Raw genomic sequence first — 19,492 nt, forward strand, 5'->3', positions numbered from 1 at the left:
CGTCAACGTAGACGAGTACGGCACGGCCGCAGCGGCCACACCCTAAACTCCGGCGGGTGCCCGTCGACTGGAATATCGCGCCGCCCGAGCCGGCGGCCGGGCGAGTCGAGTCGGCGGTGGCGGACCGCGGCGGCGCGGTGATCATCGCGCCCGTCGGTGCCGGTAAGACGACGGTGGCTCGCTTGGCGAGCGAACGCATCGGCGGGCCGTCCGCGTGGGTCACCGGGACGGTGTCGGATCGCGTCGTCCCGTTCGCGGCGGTGCGCGACCTGATCGAGGTTCCCGACGACGGCAAGACGGCGGCCGTTCTTCGAGCGGCCCGCGAGTCGGTGGCCGACGGGCTGCTTCTGATCGTCGACGACGCGCATCTGCTGGACGATCTGTCCGCGGCGCTGGTCTATCAGTTGGCGGTCAGCGGGGCGGTGCGGTTGATCGTGACCGTCGATCCCGACGAGGGCGCACCGGATTCGATCTCGGCGTTGCAGCTGCACGACGTGCTGCCGCGGATCGAGCTGGAGCCGCCGAGCGTTGACCGCACGCGGCTGGACGTCTCCGTGCGGGATTTCGTCCGGTCGCTTCCGTCGGACGCACGGGTGGCGCTGGAGTTTCTGGCCGTCGCCGACCCGATCTCGTTGGCCGACCTGTCGGCGTTGGCGGGTGAAGACTCTGTGCGGGCCGCTGAGGCCGCGAAGGCGCTTACGGTCGTCGACGCCGTGCGGGCGGCCCATCCGCTGTACACCGACGCCGCCCGTGCGCAGATGTCGGACGACGATCTGCAGGCCCGACGGGCTGCGCTCTACGAGCTGTCGGCCCCGCGCCGCAGCGACGTCGTCGACCGGTTGAGACTGGCCGTGCTGGCACTGGACAGCGGTGCTTCGCAAGCCGTTTCCGAGGTGGTGGCCGCTGCGGCCGACGCACTGCGGCTGGGCGATCTGCCGTTGAGCGAGCGGCTCGGCGAGGCGGTGCTCGCACGCGACCCCGACCTGGATGCGCGGCTGACGTTGGCCCAGGCGTTGGCGTGGCAAGGCCGCGGCCGTGAGGCCGACGAGGTGCTTGCCGCCGTCGATCCGGCCACCCTGTCGGACACCGAGTTGATGGCGTGGGCCTTACCGCGCGCGGCCAATCAGTTCTGGATGCTGTCCGAGCCGGAGCGGGCGACGGCGTTTCTGCAGACCACTCGCAATCACGTCACGTCACCGGCGGCGCGGACCACCGTGGACGCACTGTCGGCGACGTTCGCGATGAACGCCGGCCGTCCCGGACGGGCGATGGAGCTTGCGGCCGAAGTGCTTGCCTCGCCGGACGCCGACGACACCGCGATCGGCTGGTCGGCCGCGGCGGCGGCGCTCAGCTGTGCCCGGATGGGCCGGTTCGCCGACGTCGACGCGCTGGCCGAGCGGGCGGCCGAGGCGCAGCATCCTGGTCTGCTGAGGTTCACCAGCGGGTTCGGCCAGACGACGGCCCTGCTGATGGCTGGCGAGCTGGACCGCGCTCAGGAACTCGCGCAACAACTCGCCGACTTCGCGCAGATGCAGCAGCCGGGCCGGGCGATCGGCGAGATTCTGGTGGCCGACGTGCTGATCGCCCGCGGTGAATCAGCGGCGGCGGCGAAGCTGCTGCGTGAGGCCGCCGAGGCATTGGCGCCGACCGGTTATTCGTGGGGGCCGCTGGCATGGATGCTGCTGGCCCAGGCACTCGGTCAGCAGGGCGAGATGGGCGAAGCGTCGAAGACGCTGGCGCGGGCGGACTCTCGACACGGGCTCAAATCGATGCTGTTCGCGCCCGAGCTGCAGTTGGCCCGGGCGTGGACGACGATGGCGCGCCGTGACCCGGCAGGAGCGCGGTCTGCGGCCCGCGATGCGGGACGGGCGGCGGAGCGCGGCGGCCAGTCGGCGATCGCAGTGCGTGCGTTCCACGATGCCGTCCGGCTCGGCGACATCCGTGCAGTCGACTCCATCGCCCGGCTCATCGACGACGTCGACTGCGTAGTCGGCAGGCTGGTGTTGCAGCACGCCCGCGCCTTCGTCGCGGGCGATGCGGATGAGTTGGAGGCGGTATCGGCCGCGTTTGCCGACATCGGCATGATGGCCGCGGCCGCCGACGCCTCGGCTCAGGCCAAAGCCGCGAAATAGCATTTGCGGCTGTTAAAGCGCCCGCCGGATTAACGACCCGGAGTTCTATTTCGCGGGTCAGGGCAGTCGCATCGTCCGGTCCAGGCGGACCTTCTCCAGGAACCGTGCGTCGTGGCTGACGACGACGAACGCGCCGCGGTAGGCGTTCAGCGCGGATTCCAGTTGTCCGATGCTGGCGAGATCGAGGTTGTTGGTCGGCTCGTCGAGGAGCAAGAGCTGCGGCGCCGGTTCGGCGAACAGCACGCACGCCAGTGTGACGCGCAGCCGCTCACCACCCGACAATGCCGACACCGGCAGATGAATCATGTTGCCTCCGAACAGGAACTGTGCCAACAGGTGCATCCGCCGCGTCTCGCTCAGATTCGGCGCGTATGCGGCCAGACTCTGGAGCACGGTCCGGTCCGGATCGATGAGGTCGAGACGCTGCGACAGGGAGGCGATCCGCCCGTCGGCCCGCCGGATGGTGCCGTCGTCCGGTTGGAGTTCTCCCGAGATGATGCGCAGCAGCGTCGACTTGCCTGCGCCGTTCGGCCCGGTGAGCGCAATGCGCTCGGGTCCGCGGATCGAGACGTCGAGCCCGTCGCCGAACAAGGCACGGCCGCCTCGGCTCATCCGTACTCCGTTGCCAGAGAACACGTCGCGGCTGGCGGGGACCTCGGTGTCGGGCAGGTCGAGCGCGATCGACGAGTCGTCGCGCAGCGCGCGTTCGGCGTCGTCGAGCCTGGCCCTGGCGTCGTCGACCCTCCCCGCGTTCACGCCGTCGATGCGGCCGGCCGACTCCTGAGCCCTGCGCTTCATCGCGCCGGCGATGATCTTCGGCAGCCCGGCGTCTTTGATGTTGCGTGCCGCGGTGCTCGACCGGCGGGCTGCGCGTTCGCGTGCCTGCTGCATCTGCCGCTTCTCGCGCCTGAGCTGTTGCTCGGCGTTGCGAACGCTGCTCTCGGCGACGCGCTGCGCCTCGCGCACCGACTCCTCGTACGCAGCGAAATTGCCTCCATAGATTGCGATCTCGCCACGGTGTAACTCGGCGATCCGATCCATCCGGTCGAGCAGCATGCGGTCGTGGCTGACCAGAAGCAGACATCCTTTGTAGTCGTCGAGTACGTCGAAGAGCTTGGCGCGTGCTTCAGCGTCGAGGTTGTTGGTCGGCTCGTCGAGCAGCAGCACATCGGGCCGCTTCAACATTTCAGCGGCCAGCCCGAGCGAGACCACCTCGCCGCCGCTCAGCGATCCGAGCCTGCGATGGAGCGCGACGCTCCCCAGGCCGACTCGGTCGAGTTGGGCGCGGCTGCGTTCCTCGACGTCCCAGTCTTCGCCGATCGCGGCGAAGACGGCATCGCCTGCGTCACCGCCGGCAAGCGCGTTCAGCGCCTCGAGGATTGGTGCGACGCCGAGCACCTCGGCCACGGTGCGCCGGGAGTCGAACGGCAACGTCTGTGGCAGATAACCGACCGATCCTTCGACGGTCAGCGAACCCGCCGACGGCCGGTATTCGCCCGCGATCAGCTTCAGCAGCGTGCTCTTGCCTGCCCCGTTGGGCGCCACCAAACCCGTGCGGCCGTCGCCGACGGTGAAGGACAACTCCTCCAACAGCGCCGGCTCGCCGGGCCACGAGAAGGACAGATTCGAACAGACAATGGATGTTTCAGACATGTGAGGGCTCTTCGTGTTCGCACGGAAAAAGACGACAGCATCGATCCGGAGTCACCCGGAGATGGCGCCAACTCACATGCCTTCAGGCTATGCGTCGAGTCAAGCGGTTAAATATCGCCGCAGCATGTCGGTGGCCGCGGTGATCTGGCGCACCTCGACCCGCTCGTCGACGCGGTGCGCGAGGTTCGGATCGCCGGGTCCGAAGTTGACGGCGGGTACGCCGAGCGCCGCGAACCGGGCCACATCCGTCCATCCGTACTTCGCCCGCACCTGACCGCCGGCGGCGTCGACCAACGCGGCGGCCGCAGGTTCGGTCAACCCGGGCAGGGCGCCGGGGGCGGCGTCGGTCTGCTCGATATGGACATCGAGACCGTCGAGCACGTCATGAACGTGTTGGCCGGCCTGCTCGACACTGCGGTCCGGTGCGAAGCGGAAGTTGAGGGCCACCGAGGCCGCGTCGGGGATGACGTTGCCCGCCACACCGCCGTCGATGCGCACGGCCGACAGCCCCTCGCGGTAGACACACCCGTCGATGTCCACGCTACGGGCCTCGTAGGACCTCAGCCGGTCGAGCACAGCGCCCAGTTTGTGAATGGCGTTGTCGCCCAGCCACGATCGCGCCGAATGCGCCCGGGTGCCGTCGGCGGTGACGACGACACGCAGCGTGCCCTGACAGCCGGCCTCGACGAACCCGCCGGACGGTTCGCCGAGGATGGCCACGTCGGCATGCAACCAGTCCGGTAACTCGCGTTCGATGCGGCCCAAACTGTTTGCGGCGGCTTCGATTTCCTCGCAGTCGTACATGATCAGCGTGATGTCGTGGGCCGGGTCGTCGACGGTGGCGGCCAGGTGCAGGAACACCGCGTCCCCCGACTTCATATCCGAGGTGCCGCAGCCGTGCAGTTCGCCGTCAGTGAGGCGGCTGGGCACGTTGTCGGCGATCGGAACGGTGTCGAGGTGTCCGGCAAGGATGACCCGCGACGGCAGTCCGTAATTGGAGCGGGCCAGCACGGTGTTGCCGTTGCGAAGGATTTCGAACCCGTTCGTCTGCTCGCGCAGCGCGGCCTCGACCTCGTCGGCGATGCGCTGCTCGTCGCACGACTCGCTGGGAATGTCCACCAGCGCCGCGGTCAGCGCGATCGGATCGCCACGTAAATCCAGGCCCATACCTGAAGGCTAGATGGTGGGTGCGGAATAGACAGACATGTCTGGTGGTCTACCCTACTAGACAGACAGGTCTACTCAACTAGGAGTCCACATGACGCAACAGAAACGACCCGTCGCTTTGGTAACGGGTGCGACATCAGGCATTGGCAAGGCAGTCGCGATCGACCTGGCGAGAGACGGGTTCGACGTCGTCGTACACGGCCGCGATGCCGTTCGCGGTGCCGCGACCGTCAACGGGATCAAGGCCGAGGGTGGGCAGGCCAGGTTCGTCGCAGCCGATCTCGCTGATGCGGACGCGGTTGCGGCTCTGGCAGAAGAGGCCGGCGAGGTGGAGGTGCTGGTCAACAACGGCGGATTCTCATGGTTCGGAGCGTCCGCAGATCTGGATACCGACACCTTCGACGACCTGTTCAGTAGCAATGTTCGCGCCGCGTACCAGCTCGTCGCGGCGCTTGCTCCCGGTATGGCCGCCCGCGGGCACGGCAGCATCGTTAGCGTCGACAGCATGGCCGGTCACGTCGGGTTGGCGGGCGCCGCGGCGTACGGCGCTACCAAGGCCGCGCTGACGGCGATGACCCGCGCATGGGCCGCAGAGTTCAGTCCGTCTGGCGTCCGCGTCAACACCGTCGCTCCCGGGCCGGTGTTTACCGATGAGGGCAAGCGCGACCTCATCGAGAACCTCGCGGCGACCACGTTGTTCAAGCGCGGTGCGCAACCCGAGGAGATTTCGGGAGTCATCGCTTTCCTCGCGTCGTCGAAGGCCAGCTATATCACCGGCGCGCTGATCCCCATCGACGGTGGACGGACGGCGATCTGATGACCCCCAGTCGCCTTAAAGCTGATACGAATGCCGCAATCCGGGAGTCCGCCCGTGACCGGCTGCTGGACGCCGCCAACGAGCTCTTCTACGACGAAGGCGTCCAAACGGTGGGCGTCGACCGCATTATCGAGCGCGCTGGGGTTGCGAAAGCATCGCTGTACAACACGTTCGGCAGCAAGGAAGAGTTGGTACTGGCCTATCTGAAGTCGCGCCATGCGCGCACTACCCAGCGGCTCACGGACGCCGTCGAGAAGCACGCCGTCCCAGCGGACCGACTGCTCGCGGTGTTCGACGCTCAAGCGGAGATCTTCGCGCAGCCCGGCTTCCGCGGCTGTGCCTTCGTGTCGGCCAGTGCCGAGTCACCACCGGGTGGTCTGGTCCATCAAGCCGCCGACGAGTACCGGCACGACATACGCAGTTTGTTCGTGCGCCTTGCCGAGGAAGCCGGAGCCCCTGACCCCACGGCGCTTGGTCACCAACTCCACCTCATCTATGACGGCGCCGGAATCGGTGCTCGGATGGATCGCGATCCCTCCGCTGCACTCCGTGCCCGCGCCGCAGCCGCTTCGCTCCTCGACACCGCGCTCCGAGAGAAGCGCTGAGTTCGAGTAGCCTCGACCAGCGTGATGCGCACGCGGGGAGCAATATGACAACTGCAGCTTCTGGCGTCGGCGTGGCGACCATCGCCGCCGACGGGACCGTCCTCGACGCGTGGTTCCCGGCTCCCGAGCTGGCCGGCGACGGCCCGTCGGGCACCGTGCGGCTGTCGGTGGCGGAGGTTCCGCCCGAGCTGGCCGAGTTGGCCGGCCGCGACGAGGACCGTGACGTGGAGGTCGTCGTGGTGCGCACGGTGATCGGGTCGCTGGACGACAAGCCCGCCGACACCTACGACGCCTACCTGCGGCTGCACCTGCTATCCCATCGGCTGATCCAGCCGCACGGCGCCAGCGTCGACGGCATCTTCGGCGTCCTGGCGAACGTGGTGTGGACCAATTACGGGCCGTGCGCGGTCGACGGTTTCGAGATCACCCGTGCCCGGTTGCGGCGGCGCGGCGCCGTCGCGGTGTACGGGATCGACAAGTTCCCACGGATGGTGGACTACGTCGCGCCAACAGGGGTTCGCATCGCCGACGCGGACCGGGTGCGGCTTGGTGCGCACCTGGCCGCGGGCACGACGGTGATGCACGAGGGGTTCGTGAATTTCAATGCGGGCACGTTGGGCACCTCGATGGTGGAGGGCCGGATCTCGGCAGGTGTGGTGGTCGACGACGGCTCCGACGTCGGCGGCGGCGCTTCCATCATGGGCACGCTGTCCGGCGGCGGTACCGAGGTGATCGCGGTGGGCAAGCGATGCCTGCTGGGGGCCAACTCCGGTGTGGGCATCTCACTGGGCGACGACTGCGTCGTCGAGGCAGGCTTGTACGTCACGGCGGGCACGAAGGTGCAGACGGCCGACGGCCAGACGGTCAAGGCGCGCGAGCTGTCGGGCGCGAACAACCTTCTGTTCCGGCGCAATTCGCTCAGCGGCGCGGTCGAGGTCGTCAAGCGCGACGGCACGGGCATCACGCTCAACGAGGCGTTGCACGCCAACTGATCGGCACGTGGCTCAGCATTCGACGACGTTGAGCGCGAGGCCGCCGCGCGCCGTCTCCTTGTACTTGTCCTTCATGTCGGCGCCGGTTTCGCGCATGGTCTTGACGGCCTTGTCCAGTGACACCTGATGGGTCCCGTCGCCGCTGAGCGCGATCCGCGCGGCGTTGATGGCCTTGACCGCGCCAACGGCATTGCGTTCGATACACGGGATCTGGACGAGACCGCCGACCGGATCGCAGGTCAGGCCGAGGTTGTGTTCGATGCCGATCTCGGCGGCGTTCTCCACCTGCCACGGTGATCCGCCCAGCAGTTCGGTGAGCCCGGCCGCGGCCATCGAGCACGCCGAGCCGACCTCGCCCTGGCAGCCCACTTCGGCACCGCTGATGGACGCGTTCTCCTTGATGATGCTGCCGATACCCGCGGCGACGAGCAGGAACCGCACGGTGCAGTCGTCGTCGGCTCCCCGGACGAAGTCGTGGAAATACTGCAGCACGGCCGGGATGATCCCCGCTGCGCCGTTGGTCGGCGCGGTGACGACGCGCCCGCCTGCCGCGTTCTCCTCGTTCACCGCGATGGCGTACAGGTTGACGCGATCCATAGCGATCAGCGGGTCGTCGCTTGAATCCGTTGCGGCCGAGAGCTTTGCCGCCAGCTGCGGCGCTCGACGGCGCACCTTCAGTCCACCCGGCAGCACACCGGAGGCGTTGATGCCCGCCTGGATGCAGTCCTGCATCACCGACCAGATGCGTAGCAACTCACTGCGAACATGATCCTCGGTGTGCCATGCCATTTCGTTCGCCATGACGATGTCGCTGACGCGCAGCCCTGTCGCCGCGGAATGGGCGAGCAGCTCGTCGCCGGTGCGGAACGGGTAAGGCACCGGCGTCTGGTCGGCGACCACGACGGGCTCGTCGGCGTCGGAGACCTGGGTGTCGTCGAGAACGAAGCCGCCACCGATGGAGTAGAACGTCCGCTTCGTCAGTACCTCACCGGTGTCATCGAAGGCGCGAAACACCATGGCGTTGGAGTGAAAACGAGCCTGCTTGTTGCGATACAGGATGATGTCGTCGGCGAGACTGAAAGCGATCGGATGCTCGCCGAGCAGTGACAGCCGACCGGAAGTCGTGATGGTGGCGATCCGCTCAGGTGTCCGCTCGGGATCCACGGCGTCCGGCCGCTCCCCCATCAGGCCGAGGGCGACGGCGGGGACGCTGCCGTGGCCCTTGCCGGTGGCGCCGAGCGAGCCGAACAGTTCGACGGTGACCCGCCGCGTCGAGATGATCGTCCCGTCCTGCGCCAGTCCGCGGGAGAACCGGTCCGCGGCGATCATCGGGCCGACGGTGTGTGAACTCGACGGTCCGATGCCGATCTTGAACAGATCGAAGACGCTGAGGGCCATGGTCAGGGTCGAATCTTGGTGCTGGTTGGATCATAGATCGCCCGCAGCGACACCGATATGGGGTAGAGCTGACCACCGACGTTGACCTGGTACTTGCCCGCCTTCACCCAGTCGGCGTCGATGACGGAGTTGTCGGGCGCGCGAACATACGCCAGTCCCACGCAGCCGCCGACCGTCTCACCCCACGCCGCCGAGGTGACCTGGCCGGCGACGCCGCCGTCGCGCAACACCAGTTCGCCGCCCCACAGCATGGCTTCGGGTGTGTCGACGCTGAAACCGACGAGTTTGCGGCGCGGGCCTTCGGCCTTGGCCTTCTCGACGGCCGCCCGGCCCAGGAATTCGATGTCGGTCTTGAGCTTGCATGCGAACAGCAATCCGGCCTCGACGGGGTTCTCGCTCGGCGTCAGTTCGCGGCCGAACGCGCGGTACCCCTTCTCCAGCCGCATCGATTCGATGGTGTAGTAGCCGCCGCGGCCGACGCCGAAGTGCTCGCCTGCGGCCATCAGATCCTCATATACGCCGACCGCGAATTCGGCGGGAACGTAGAGTTCCCAGCCCAATTCGCCGACGTAGGTGATCCGTGTCGCCCGCACCGTCGCATATCCCAGCGAGATCTGCCGGCTGGTGCCGAACGGAAACGCCTCATCGGACAGGTCGGCGGACGTCAAGGTGGACAGGAGGCCGCGCGAAAGTGGACCCATCACACCGAATACGGCGTACGCCGAGGTGACATCGACGAGCGACGCGCGGACCCCCGCAGGGAGATTCCTGCGGATGTGGTCCTTGTCGCGCTCGGTGGTGGCGGCGCTACTGACGATGAAGTATTCGTCGGCGCCGATGCGGGTGACGGTGAGGTCGGACTCGTAGGTGCCGCGCTCGTTGAGCATTCCGGAGTAGACGGCCTTACCTGCTTCGCCGCTTACGTCTGCAGTGCACAACCACTGAAGCGCCGACTCGGCGTCGGGCCCGACCATCAGATATTTGGAGAACGAGGTCTGATCGAACACCGTGACAGCGGTTCGGGTGTTGGACTGTTCGACCGCCGACCACGTCAGCCAGTTCGGCTTGCCCCAGGTGTATTCGATCGTCGAATCGGTTCCGGCGGGGGCGAAGAAGTTGGCGCGTTCCCAACCGTTGCGGCTGCCGAAGTTGGCGTTGGCCGCCTCCAGCAGGTGATGCACGGGCGACCGCCGAAACGGCCGGGCTGTCTTCATCTCCCTGTTGGGCCAGGGGATTTCGTAGTGCAGGCCAAGCACTTCGGCGACCCGGTCGTGCAGCCAGCGGTTGTTGCCGTTGAAGGGCGCGAAGCGGCGGATGTCGACGCCGGTGAGATCGCTGGTGGGAGCGCCGTTGACGATCCACTCCGCGAGCGCGCGGCCCGCGCCGCCCGCGGTGGCGATACCGACCGAGTTGAACCCCGCGCCGACGAAGAAGTTGTCGAGTTCGGGGGCCTCGCCGAGGATGAATTGGTTGTCGGGTGTGAAGCTTTCCGGGCCGTTGTAGAACTTCTTGATGCCGGTGACGTCGAGGGCAGGAATACGCAGCATCGCGTTGTCCATCAGGATCTCGAAGTGATCCCAATCCTCGTTCAGCAGCTGGAATTCGAACGGGTACGGAATGTCGTCGGGGGATACCCACGGCTTGGCTTCCGGCTCGAAGCCGCCGATGACAAGCCCGCCGACCTCCTCCTTGAAATAGGTGTAGCCGTCGGGGTCGCGCAGGATCGGCAGGTCGGGGTGCACACCGTCGATGTGTTCGGAGACCACGTAGAAGTGCTCGGCCGAATGCAGCGGCACGTTGACGCCCGCCATCGCGCCGACCTGCTTGGCCCACTGGCCTGCGCAGTTGACGACGATCTCGGCCTCGACGTCGCCCCTGTCGGTACGCACGCCGGTGACCGAGCCGTCGCTGTTGAGAACGTCAGTGACTCTGGTCTTTTCGACGACGCGGGTGCCCCGCATCCGCGCTCCCTTGGCGAGCGCGAATGTCAGATCGGTCGGATTCGCCTTACCGTCGGCCGGTAGCCAGATGGCGCCGACCAGATCGTCGACCCTCATCACGGGATAGTGCTCGAGTGCCTGCTGCGGGCTGAGCAGTTCGCACTCCATGTCGAACGCCGCAGCGTTGGCTGCGGTGCGGCGCAGCTGGATCATCCGATCCTCGCTTCGGGCGACCGTCACTCCGCCGCACTGCTTGTAGCCGGCGGACAGACCGGTCTCGCCCTCGATTTCGGCATAGAGCTCGGTGGAGTACTGCACGAGTCGCGTCGCACTCTCCGATGCCCGCAGCTGTCCGACCAGCCCGGCGGCATGCCAGGTTGTGCCGCTTGATAGTTGGCCCTGCTCGATCAACAGCACATCGGTGAGACCGAACTTGGTGAGGTGGTAGGCGACGCTGGTGCCGATGACACCACCGCCGACGATGACGACCCGTGCGCGATCGGGAAGCTCGGTGGCCATCAGTCGACCGCCTGCACATCGTTGAGCAGGCGGGCCAGGTTCGGTCCGTGGAACTCGGCTACCGCGCCCTCATATCGTTCCATCGCCCATTCCCAGAAGTCGAAATCGATTGTGCTGGAGCCGTTCTGTATGCAGCCCCACAGCGTCCATCCGTATTTGCCGACGATGCCCTGCAGATGGGCACGCGCGGTCTTGCGGCGCAACCGACGTCCGTAGTACGCGGTGACGAACTCGTCGAGTTGGTCGGCGGACATGCCGACCTCGGCCCAGGTGTTTCCCAGTTCGAAACACGGATCGTTGTTGCCGGAGTACTCGTAGTCGATCAGCCACATCCTGTCGCCGTCGTCGATGAAGTTCCCTGCGAGCAGGTCGTTGTTGCATGGGACGGTGGTCTGATCGGTCGCCCTCAGCACACGCGCAATTTCAGCGAAGGTCTCCGCATGGTCGAGGTAGCCGTCAGGAATCCGGAACCCATTGTCCATAACGGTTTTCAGATAGGTCGGTTGCCTCTCGAACATGTCGAAGCGCCCCTGGAAACGCGGGCCCGAGTGCAGAGCGCGGACTGCGGCGGCGGCCTTGCGCAACGTTTCCGGCTTCTGAAAGTCGTCGTTGGACATGGTCTGCCCCTCGAGGTAGCTCAGCAGCAGGATCCCGAGGTCCGGCCGATAGTCGATCACCTGCGCACCCACGCCGGCCTGCGCGGCTGCCACGGTGTTGTGGTGCTCGCGATCACGGTCTATGCCAAGTAAGTTGCTGCCCATATCGCAGCAGCGGGCCACGTACGCGCCGTCCGGGGTGGTGATCTTGACGTTGCGGTTGGTCAGGCCGCCGGACAATTCCTCCAGCTGCCGCGACCGGCCGGCCAGGATGGGGATGTCCTCGAACAGCTCGTTGAGCTCGTCGTCGGTGAGCGGTGGCGACACCGACTCACTCTAGGCCGCCCCCAGCTCACGTACCTTGATATCGCCACGCCGTCGCCGCGCGAGCGCCCGTGTTTGCACGCCACTTGGCGGCGTGTCGCGTACAAGAGCGCACCCTCGCGCGGGGCAAAAGTGTCAGTCGCCGGGCGCCAGGATGCAGAACTCGTTGCCCTCGGGATCCGCCAGCACCACCCATGACTGTTCGCCCTGGCCGATGTCAACGTGCCGCGCGCCCATTCCGATCGCGCGGTCGACCTCCGCCTGCTGATCGTCGGGCCGGAAGTCCAGGTGAATGCGGTTCTTGGCGACCTTCTCGTCGGGCACCGCGATGAAGATCCAGTCCGGGCCTCCGCCTGGCGGCGGGTGAAGCCGCACGTCGCCATCGTCGTCGATGTCCTGCGGCCAGCCCAGCAGCCCGGCCCACCACGCGCCGAGGGCGGTGGCGTCATGGGCGTCGATGCAGATCTCGTCGAACCTCAGCGTCATTTATCGGCTTCCCCCGCCAACTCCTTCTTGAGCACCTTGCCCATCGCGTTGCGTGGCAGGCTGTCGACGACACGAACCTGCCGCGGCCGCTTGTGCACCGAAAGCTCCTCTGCGACATAGTCGATCAGCGCACGCGGCTCGGCATCCCCGACGACGAACGCGACGATGCGCTGGCCAAGGTCGTCGTCGGGCACTCCGATGACCGCCGCCTCGCTCACACCCGGATGAGCGAGCAGCACCGTCTCGATCTCTCCCGCGCCGACCCGGAAGCCACCGGTCTTGATCAGGTCCACCGATTCGCGGCCGACGATGCGGTGCATGCCGTCACCGTCGATGACCGCCGCGTCGCCGGTGCGGTACCAACCGTCGGCATCGAAGGCTTCCGCGGTGGCGTCGGCCCGGTTGAGATACCCGTCGAAGATCGTCGGGGTCTGAATCTGAAGGCTCCCAACGGTTTCGCCGTCATGCGGCGACGGCGCGCCGTCGTCGTCCACGAGCCGGGCCTGCACACCGGTCAGCGGCAGACCCACCCAACCGGGTCGACGCTCGCCGGCGGCGCGGGTGCTGATGGTGATCAGAGTTTCGCTGGCGCCGTAGCGCTCGACCGGCGGGTGGCCGGTGAGTTCGGCGAGCCGGTCGAACACCGGCACCGGCAGAGCCGCGCTGCCCGACACCAGCAACCGGGCCGAGGACAGCGCCCGTGCTACGTCGAGGTCGTCGACGACCCGCGACCACACCGTCGGCACCCCGAAGTACAGCGAGCCCTGCGCTTCGGCGTACAGCGTCGGCTTCGGTTTTCCGGTGTGCACGAAGCGGTTCCCGATCCGCAGCGACCCGAGCAGGCCGAGCACGAGGCCATGAATGTGAAACAGAGGAAGTCCGTGCACCAGTGTGTCGTCGGACGTCCACTGCCATGCCTCGGCCAGCGCGTCGATGTCTGCGGCGATGGCCCGGCGACTCATCACTACGCCCTTGGGCGGCCCCGTGGTGCCCGAGGTGTACATGATCAGCGCGGTGGCCTCCGGCGGCGGCTCGGGATAGCGGTGCCACGACCGCGCATGCAACCGCACCGGGATCTGCGGCAGCCCCTCCGGTTCCTCCGGCTGCTCACCCAGCCACAGCTGCGCACCGGAGTCGGTGAGGATGTGCCGTCGTTCGGCCGCGCCGACGTCCGCGGGCACGGGTACCACCGGCACACCGGCGATCAGGCAGCCGGTGACGGCCAGCACGGTGGTGGCCGTCGGCCTGGCGAGTACCGCGACCCGCTGCGCGCCGCCGACGCGCTCGGCCACCGACGTTGCGGCGCCGACGAGATCGCTGCGGCTCAGCACGGCACCGTCGATGCGCACCGCGTCGCCGAGGTCGGCGCCGCCCGCGACGGCCGCGGGGTTCAACGAAGCCAGCAGCACGTCAGAGAGGCTACCCGCTGGCGCTCGGCATACTTGGCGCGTGGATGAGATACGGCGCATCGCGTCTCGCGAGATGTACCGCAACGACTGGATGACGGTACGCGAGGACCAGGTGCGCAGGCCCGACGGCTCGGACGGCATCTACGGCGTCGTCGACAAGCCGTGGTACGCGCTGATCATCGCCTACGACGGCGACCGGTTACGGCTCGTCGAGCAGTTCCGGTATCCGCTCGGACTGCGCCGCTGGGAGTTCCCGCAGGGCACCGCGCCCGGGCGGGCCGATCTCGACCCGAGGGAGCTCGCGCACCGAGAATTGCGCGAGGAGACAGGGCTGCGCGCCGAATCGATGGTCCCGATCGGGCTGCTCGACGTGGCGGCGGGCATGAGCAGCCAGCGCGGCAGGGTGTTCGTCGCCACCGGCATCACCGAGGGCGACCACGAGCGCGAGCACACCGAGCAGGACATGCACAGCGAGTGGTTCGCCCGCTCCGACGTCGAGCGGATGATGCGAGACGGCGAAATCACCGATGCTCAGTCGCTGGCGGCATGGACACTGTTTTTGTTGAGCGAGCGTTAGGAGATACCCGTGGCTCGTCCGACGCGCTCCCACGCCGCCAATTCGGCCTTCGCCTGCTCCAGGACGCCGGAGATTCCGTCGACGGCATCGGCGCCGAGGGCAAGCCGTAGCGGAGGGTCGTCGGAATCAATGGCCGCCAGAATGGCGGCGGCGGCCTTCGCGGGGTCGCCCGGCTGCTTACCGTCGCCCTGCGGCATATCCGTGCGCAACGGCTGGATCTGTTCGTCGTAGGCGGCAATCGGCTCGGAAACCAACAGCGCCCCCGCTCCATTGAACGATGTGCGGAATGCGCGCGGCTCGACGATGAGCACCCTTATGCCGAACCGGTCGACCTCTTTGGCGAGTGCCTCCGACCAACCTTCGAGGGCGAACTTCGTCGCCGAATACGCGCCGACGCCCGGGAACGAGAATCGCCCACCCATGCTGGAAATCTGAACGATCGCGCCGGAGCCCTGCTCACGCATCCGCGGCAGCACCGCACGCGTCAGCGCCGCAGGGCCGAAGAAGTGCAGGTTCATCAAGTCGCGAAGCTCGGCGTCGGTGGTCTCTTCGGCGGCGCCGATCGCGCCGCGACCCGCGTTGTTCACCAGAATGTCGACCTGACCATGACGGTCGAGCACCTCGCCGACAGCAGCCGTGATGCGGTCCTGGTCGGTGACGTCGAGCTGCAGGGCGGTGACCCGCTCGGGCGCTGACTCGACGAGGTCGGCGACCGCCTCTGGCCTGCGCGCCGCGGCCACCACGATGTCACCGGCCGCTAGCGCCGCTTCGGCGATCGCACGCCCGAACCCCGAACTTGCGCCGGTGATGAGCCATACCCGTGCCTGGCCGGCTGCCATATCCGCCTCCTCGTGAAACGCCGCCATGAGTCAGGCCGCCGGAGGCGGTCTCTATCGACATGTCCATCACCCAAGGTAATCTCAGCGGCGAATACCAGGTCGGGCATCATGAGTGACGAATCGGTGATCCGCGGCCTGATCACCCGCTGGGTAGAGGCATTGGGCAGCAGGACCTGGAGGGCGTTCTGGCCGATCATGATCCGAACATCGTGACGTTCGACGTGACACCGCCGTACAGCGGCGTGCGCGGCATCGACGAGTACCGGAAGTCGTGGCCGCCGTTCTTCGACTGGATTCGCCACGGTGCGCAGTCCGACCTTCTTCAACTCGACGTCGTCGCGGGCGCTGATGTGGCGTTCGCCTACGCGCTGTTGCGCTGCGGCACAGCGTCGGATTTCGAGGCGAACCCCGATAACCGCTTGCGGATCACCATCGGGCTGCGCAAGGCCGACGACCGCTGGAGCGTTGTGCACGAACATCATTCGTTTCCGTTGCCTGACACGGCCTCGTAATCCGCGGAATTGCCCGCGCGGGAGACTACGCTTTGGCCTTCGTGAGGGCTGCGCTACGCGGGGTGAGCGTCGCACTGTTCGCCGCCGCGCTTGTCGGAGCCGGCGTGTGTGTCGTGCCGGTCGCCGGTGCCGCGGGCCAGGTGTGGAACGGCAGGTACTCGCTGCTGCGCTACGCCGGCGAGAAGACGGGCACCAGCCTGGCTGCCCGCCAACACGAACCGGACTTCGGCGACGTCTACACCTTTGTCACCGACTGCTCGCGCGAGTGCGTCTCCACTGTGGTCGACGGGCCCAAGCCGGCCAATCCGACTCTCCCACTGCCTCCTCGGTATACGTGGAACGGCTCCACCTGGGTGCACATCTATGAGTGGCGGTGGGATTGCTATATGGGCGAAGGCGTTCCGAAGGTATGGAACCCGGCGAAGTCCGTCGCCTACTACACGCCGCAGTCCGATGGAACGCTGCGGGGCAGCTGGCGGACCGACATCTACGGCGGCCCCTGCGACGGCTCCGTCATCATGGACGTCGCGGCGTTTCCCGCGCGTTGACCCGTCAGTTGTTGGAGTGCGGGCAGTCCACATCCACGTAAACGGTCGTGAAACCGACTGCGCGGCCCGACGTGTCGGGATTGTGGACGCCGGTGACGCTACATTCCGACAGTAGGCCCTCGACGGTGCCGTTGATCATGACGTTGTAACCCTGCGCCGTCAGGGTCTGCACGACGTCGCTTGCCGACCCGGGGCCTGTTGGAGCGGCCGCGGCCACCCCCATTGGGCTCAGCATGGCGGTCGCCAGAACACCGGCCGCGCCAATCATAATCGCAAATGTCTTCACGACTAGAGATAGGGCCGCGGGTTACACCGACCGGCACCGAGATCGGTCAGTGCCGCCGCTCGGCCAGGGCGCGCAGGAAGAACGTCAGGTTCGCGGGCCGCTCGGCGATCCGGCGGACGAAATAGCCGTACCACTGCGTGCCGAACGGCACATAGATCCGGACGTGGTTGCCCGCATCCGCCAGCCGTCGCTGTTCGGCATCGCGGATCCCGTAGAGCATCTGGTACTCGAAACCGTCCACACTGCGGTTGTTTTCGCCGGCCATCGCGGGCACGGCGTCAATGATCTCCGGGTCGTGCGAGGCCACCATCGGGTAGCCCGACCCCGCCATCAGCACCCGCAAGCAGCGCAGGTAGGAGTCGGTGACCTCCTCGGGCTCGCGGTAGGCGACCGCAGCCGGTTCGTCGTAGGCGCCCTTGCACAGTCGGATCCGCGCGCCGGAGGCGGCGAACTCCTTGCAATCGCCGACAGTGCGCTTCAGGTAGGCCTGCAAAACGATGCCGAGCCACGGGAAGTCGGCACGAAGGTCCCGCACGATGGACAACGTCGAGTCGGTGGTGGTGTGGTCTTCGGCGTCGACCGTCACCCATGCGCCGACGCGCTGCGCCCCTTCGCAGATGACGTGGGCATTCTCCTGGGCGATCTTCTCGCCGTCTCGTGGCAAGGCCTGACCGAGCGCCGAGAGTTTCAGCGACACCTCGAGCGGCCGCACAGCGGCACTTCGTGTTTCGTCGCGCGTTCCGAGGGCATCGAGCAGTTCCAGGTAGGCCTGCACCGTCTTCTCGGCGTCGCCGACATCCGTGGTGTCCTCGCCCAGATGGTCGATGCTGACCATGCGCCCGCTATCCCGCAGGTGTGCAATAGATTTCAGTACGTCTGCGACCGTCTCGCCGGGCACGAAACGGTGCACGACATCCCTTGTGACCGGCAACCGCTCGGCGGTGCGCCGCAGCCCGTCCGACCGGCTGGCCGCAAGAATCGCCGGGCGCGCGACCCGGTGGAAGACCCCCATCGTCAGCCCTCCATGTGCGGGTAGTTGTGATCGGTTGCCGGAACGAACGATTCCTTGATGGACCGCGCCGACGTCCAGCGCAGCAGGTTCAGCGCAGAACCGGCCTTGTCGTTGGTGCCCGAAGCCCGGGAGCCGCCGAACGGCTGCTGCCCGACGACGGCGCCCGTCGGCTTGTCGTTGACGTAGAAGTTGCCCGCGGCGAACCGCAGGCGATTCTCTGCCTGCAGCACGGCGGTGCGATCGTCGGCGATCACCGCCCCGGTGAGCGCGTATTTCGCGCCGCTGTCGACCACGTCGAGCATCTGCTCGTAGTCCGAGTCGGGATAGACGTACACCGACAGGATCGGCCCGAAGTATTCCGTGGCGAACGACTCGTCGCCCGGGTCGTCGGACAACAGCACGGTGGGCCGAACGAAGTAGCCTTCGCTGTCGTCGTATTCGCCGCCTGCGGCGACCGTGACCCCGGCGGCGCCCTTCGCGCGCTCGATGGCGTTGACGTTCTTGGCGAACGCGCGGTCGTCGATGAGCGCGCCGCCGAAATTGCTGAGGTCGGTGACGTCACCGTAGCGCAGCGCCTCGGTCGCGCCGAGGAACTCGTCGCCCATCGTCTGCCACACCGAACGCGGAACGAACGCCCTCGAGGCCGCCGAGCACTTCTGCCCCTGATAGTCGAACGCCCCGCGAATCAAGGCGGTGCGCAACACGTCGGGCCGCGCCGACGGATGAGCCAGCACAAAATCCTTTCCGCCGGTCTCGCCGACCAGTCGCGGGTAGGTGTGATAGCGGTCGATGTTGGTGCCGACCTCCCGCCACAGGTGCTGGAACGTCGCGGTGGAGCCGGTGAAGTGGATGCCCGCCAGCCGCGGATCGGCAAGCGCCACATCGGAAACCGCGATCCCGTCGCCTGCGAGCAGGTTTATCACGCCCGGCGGAAGGCCTGCGGCCTCCAGGAGCTGCATGGTCAGGTAGGCGGCGAAGGTCTGCGTCGGCGACGGCTTCCACACCACGGTGTTGCCCATCAACGCGGCCGCGCTCGGCAGGTTGCCCGCGATCGCGGTGAAGTTGAACGGGGTGATGGCGTAGACGAAGCCCTCGAGCGGCCGGTAGTCGGTGCGGTTCCACACGCCGCGGGTGTTGATCGGCTGTTCGGCCATGATCTCGCGGGCGAAGCCGACGTTGAACCGCCAGAAGTCGATCAGCTCGCAGGCCGCGTCGATCTCAGCCTGATAGGCCGACTTCGACTGGCCGAGCATCGTTGCCGCACAAAGCTTTGCGCGCCAGGGTCCGGCCAGCAGGTCGGCGGCGCGCAGAAAGACGGCGGCGCGCTCGTCGAACGGGGTGTTCGCCCAACCCTCCTTGGCTGCCATGGCCGCGTCGATGGCGGCGGTCGCGTCGGAGTGTTGGGCGTTGGTGAGGGTGCCCAGCTTGGCGGAGTGGCGATGCGGTTGCACCACCTCGATGCGTTCACCGCCGCCCATCCGGTGCATGCCGCCGATGACGTGCGGCAGGTCGATCGGGTCGTCGGCCAGTTCGGCGAGCGCGGTGACGAGTCGCGCGCGTTCGGGACTGCTCGGTGCGTAGTCGTGAACCGGCTCGTTGACCGGTGTCGGTACCTCGGTGACGGCATCCATGCAGTAAGGATGCCCTTTCGCCCCCTTTCCAGCCGATGGTCGATCCGAC

At 67.2% G+C, this 19,492-nt stretch carries 18 protein-coding genes; 7 read left to right on the top strand and 11 right to left on the bottom strand.

The features are described 5' to 3' along the window. Positions 1–56: 56 nt before the first annotated feature. Complete coding sequence (locus tag QOC76_RS13430) at positions 57–2,132, top strand: AAA family ATPase (RefSeq protein WP_526357326.1); 2,076 nt, start codon at positions 57–59, stop codon at positions 2,130–2,132. 57 nt (positions 2,133–2,189) lie between these two features. Here QOC76_RS13430 and QOC76_RS13435 read toward each other — a convergent pair whose 3' ends face one another. After that, on the bottom strand, positions 2,190–3,785 hold the full coding sequence (locus tag QOC76_RS13435; protein WP_526357327.1) for an ABC-F family ATP-binding cassette domain-containing protein: 1,596 nt from the start codon (positions 3,783–3,785) through the stop codon (positions 2,190–2,192). 99 nt (positions 3,786–3,884) lie between these two features. Beyond that, on the bottom strand, positions 3,885–4,952 hold the full coding sequence (gene dapE / locus QOC76_RS13440; RefSeq protein WP_526357328.1) for a succinyl-diaminopimelate desuccinylase: 1,068 nt from the start codon (positions 4,950–4,952) through the stop codon (positions 3,885–3,887). 91 nt (positions 4,953–5,043) lie between these two features. Here dapE and QOC76_RS13445 point away from each other — a divergent pair, with 91 nt between their 5' ends. The 3 genes from QOC76_RS13445 to dapD are packed head-to-tail and all read left to right on the top strand — an operon-like array spanning position 5,044 to position 7,366. Next, positions 5,044–5,769: an SDR family NAD(P)-dependent oxidoreductase gene (locus QOC76_RS13445; protein ID WP_526357329.1), complete on the top strand. Its 726-nt coding sequence runs from the start codon at positions 5,044–5,046 to the stop codon at positions 5,767–5,769. Next, on the top strand, positions 5,769–6,374 hold the full coding sequence (locus QOC76_RS13450; protein ID WP_526357330.1) for a TetR/AcrR family transcriptional regulator: 606 nt from the start codon (positions 5,769–5,771) through the stop codon (positions 6,372–6,374). Before QOC76_RS13445 ends, QOC76_RS13450 begins: the two co-directional genes overlap by 1 nt. 44 nt (positions 6,375–6,418) lie before the next feature. Beyond that, positions 6,419–7,366 (top strand): 2,3,4,5-tetrahydropyridine-2,6-dicarboxylate N-succinyltransferase, encoded by a 948-nt coding sequence (dapD, locus tag QOC76_RS13455; protein ID WP_526357331.1) that lies wholly within the window; start codon positions 6,419–6,421, stop codon positions 7,364–7,366. A 12-nt stretch (positions 7,367–7,378) separates the two neighbouring features. Here dapD and QOC76_RS13460 read toward each other — a convergent pair whose 3' ends face one another. The 5 genes from QOC76_RS13460 to QOC76_RS13480 all read right to left on the bottom strand — a co-directional run bounded on the left by QOC76_RS13460 (position 7,379) and on the right by QOC76_RS13480 (position 14,038). Further along, positions 7,379–8,764 (bottom strand): L-serine ammonia-lyase, encoded by a 1,386-nt coding sequence (locus QOC76_RS13460; protein WP_526357332.1) that lies wholly within the window; start codon positions 8,762–8,764, stop codon positions 7,379–7,381. A gap of 2 nt (positions 8,765–8,766) precedes the next feature. Further along, positions 8,767–11,223 carry an FAD-dependent oxidoreductase gene (locus QOC76_RS13465; protein WP_526357333.1) on the bottom strand — a complete coding sequence of 819 codons (2,457 nt, stop codon included), beginning with the start codon at positions 11,221–11,223 and terminating at the stop codon, positions 8,767–8,769. Continuing rightward, the gene (locus QOC76_RS13470; protein ID WP_526357334.1) at positions 11,223–12,146 is read right to left on the bottom strand and encodes a phosphotransferase; all 924 of its coding nucleotides are present in this window, start codon (positions 12,144–12,146) and stop codon (positions 11,223–11,225) included. The genes QOC76_RS13465 and QOC76_RS13470 overlap by 1 nt, the downstream gene beginning before the upstream one ends. 132 nt (positions 12,147–12,278) lie before the next feature. Next, on the bottom strand, positions 12,279–12,629 hold the full coding sequence (locus QOC76_RS13475; RefSeq protein WP_526357335.1) for a VOC family protein: 351 nt from the start codon (positions 12,627–12,629) through the stop codon (positions 12,279–12,281). Further along, on the bottom strand, positions 12,626–14,038 hold the full coding sequence (locus QOC76_RS13480; protein WP_526357336.1) for an acyl-CoA synthetase: 1,413 nt from the start codon (positions 14,036–14,038) through the stop codon (positions 12,626–12,628). The genes QOC76_RS13475 and QOC76_RS13480 overlap by 4 nt, the downstream gene beginning before the upstream one ends. 40 nt (positions 14,039–14,078) lie before the next feature. Between QOC76_RS13480 and QOC76_RS13485 the strand changes: the two genes are divergently transcribed. Continuing rightward, positions 14,079–14,615, top strand: coding sequence for an NUDIX domain-containing protein (locus QOC76_RS13485; RefSeq protein ID WP_526357337.1), 537 nt, complete (start codon positions 14,079–14,081; stop codon positions 14,613–14,615). Here QOC76_RS13485 and QOC76_RS13490 read toward each other — a convergent pair. Continuing rightward, positions 14,612–15,454, bottom strand: coding sequence for an SDR family oxidoreductase (locus tag QOC76_RS13490; RefSeq protein ID WP_526357338.1), 843 nt, complete (start codon positions 15,452–15,454; stop codon positions 14,612–14,614). The genes QOC76_RS13485 and QOC76_RS13490 overlap by 4 nt on opposite strands. Before the next feature lie 209 nt (positions 15,455–15,663). Between QOC76_RS13490 and QOC76_RS13495 the strand changes: the two genes are divergently transcribed. Together QOC76_RS13495 and QOC76_RS13500 are read left to right on the top strand one after the other, a co-directional pair. Next, on the top strand, positions 15,664–15,966 hold the full coding sequence (locus QOC76_RS13495; RefSeq protein WP_526357339.1) for a nuclear transport factor 2 family protein: 303 nt from the start codon (positions 15,664–15,666) through the stop codon (positions 15,964–15,966). A gap of 62 nt (positions 15,967–16,028) precedes the next feature. Further along, entirely contained in the window at positions 16,029–16,514 is a 486-nt protein-coding gene (locus QOC76_RS13500) for an Rv2253 family sensor-like surface protein (protein ID WP_526357340.1), read from the top strand. A 4-nt stretch (positions 16,515–16,518) separates the two neighbouring features. Here QOC76_RS13500 and QOC76_RS13505 read toward each other — a convergent pair whose 3' ends face one another. The 3 genes from QOC76_RS13505 to pruA form a co-directional block, all read right to left on the bottom strand. Next, on the bottom strand, positions 16,519–16,782 hold the full coding sequence (locus QOC76_RS13505; RefSeq protein ID WP_526357341.1) for a hypothetical protein: 264 nt from the start codon (positions 16,780–16,782) through the stop codon (positions 16,519–16,521). Positions 16,783–16,846: 64 nt separating this feature from the next. Beyond that, entirely contained in the window at positions 16,847–17,812 is a 966-nt protein-coding gene (locus QOC76_RS13510; RefSeq protein ID WP_526357342.1) for a proline dehydrogenase family protein, read from the bottom strand. A 2-nt stretch (positions 17,813–17,814) separates the two neighbouring features. Further along, positions 17,815–19,443, bottom strand: a complete 1,629-nt coding sequence (pruA, locus tag QOC76_RS13515; RefSeq protein ID WP_526357343.1) for an L-glutamate gamma-semialdehyde dehydrogenase — start codon at positions 19,441–19,443, stop codon at positions 17,815–17,817. Positions 19,444–19,492: the final 49 nt, after the last annotated feature.

The organism is Mycobacterium sp., from assembly GCF_032159565.1.
In the GTDB taxonomy this organism is placed as follows: Bacteria; Actinomycetota; Actinomycetes; order Mycobacteriales; family Mycobacteriaceae; genus Mycobacterium.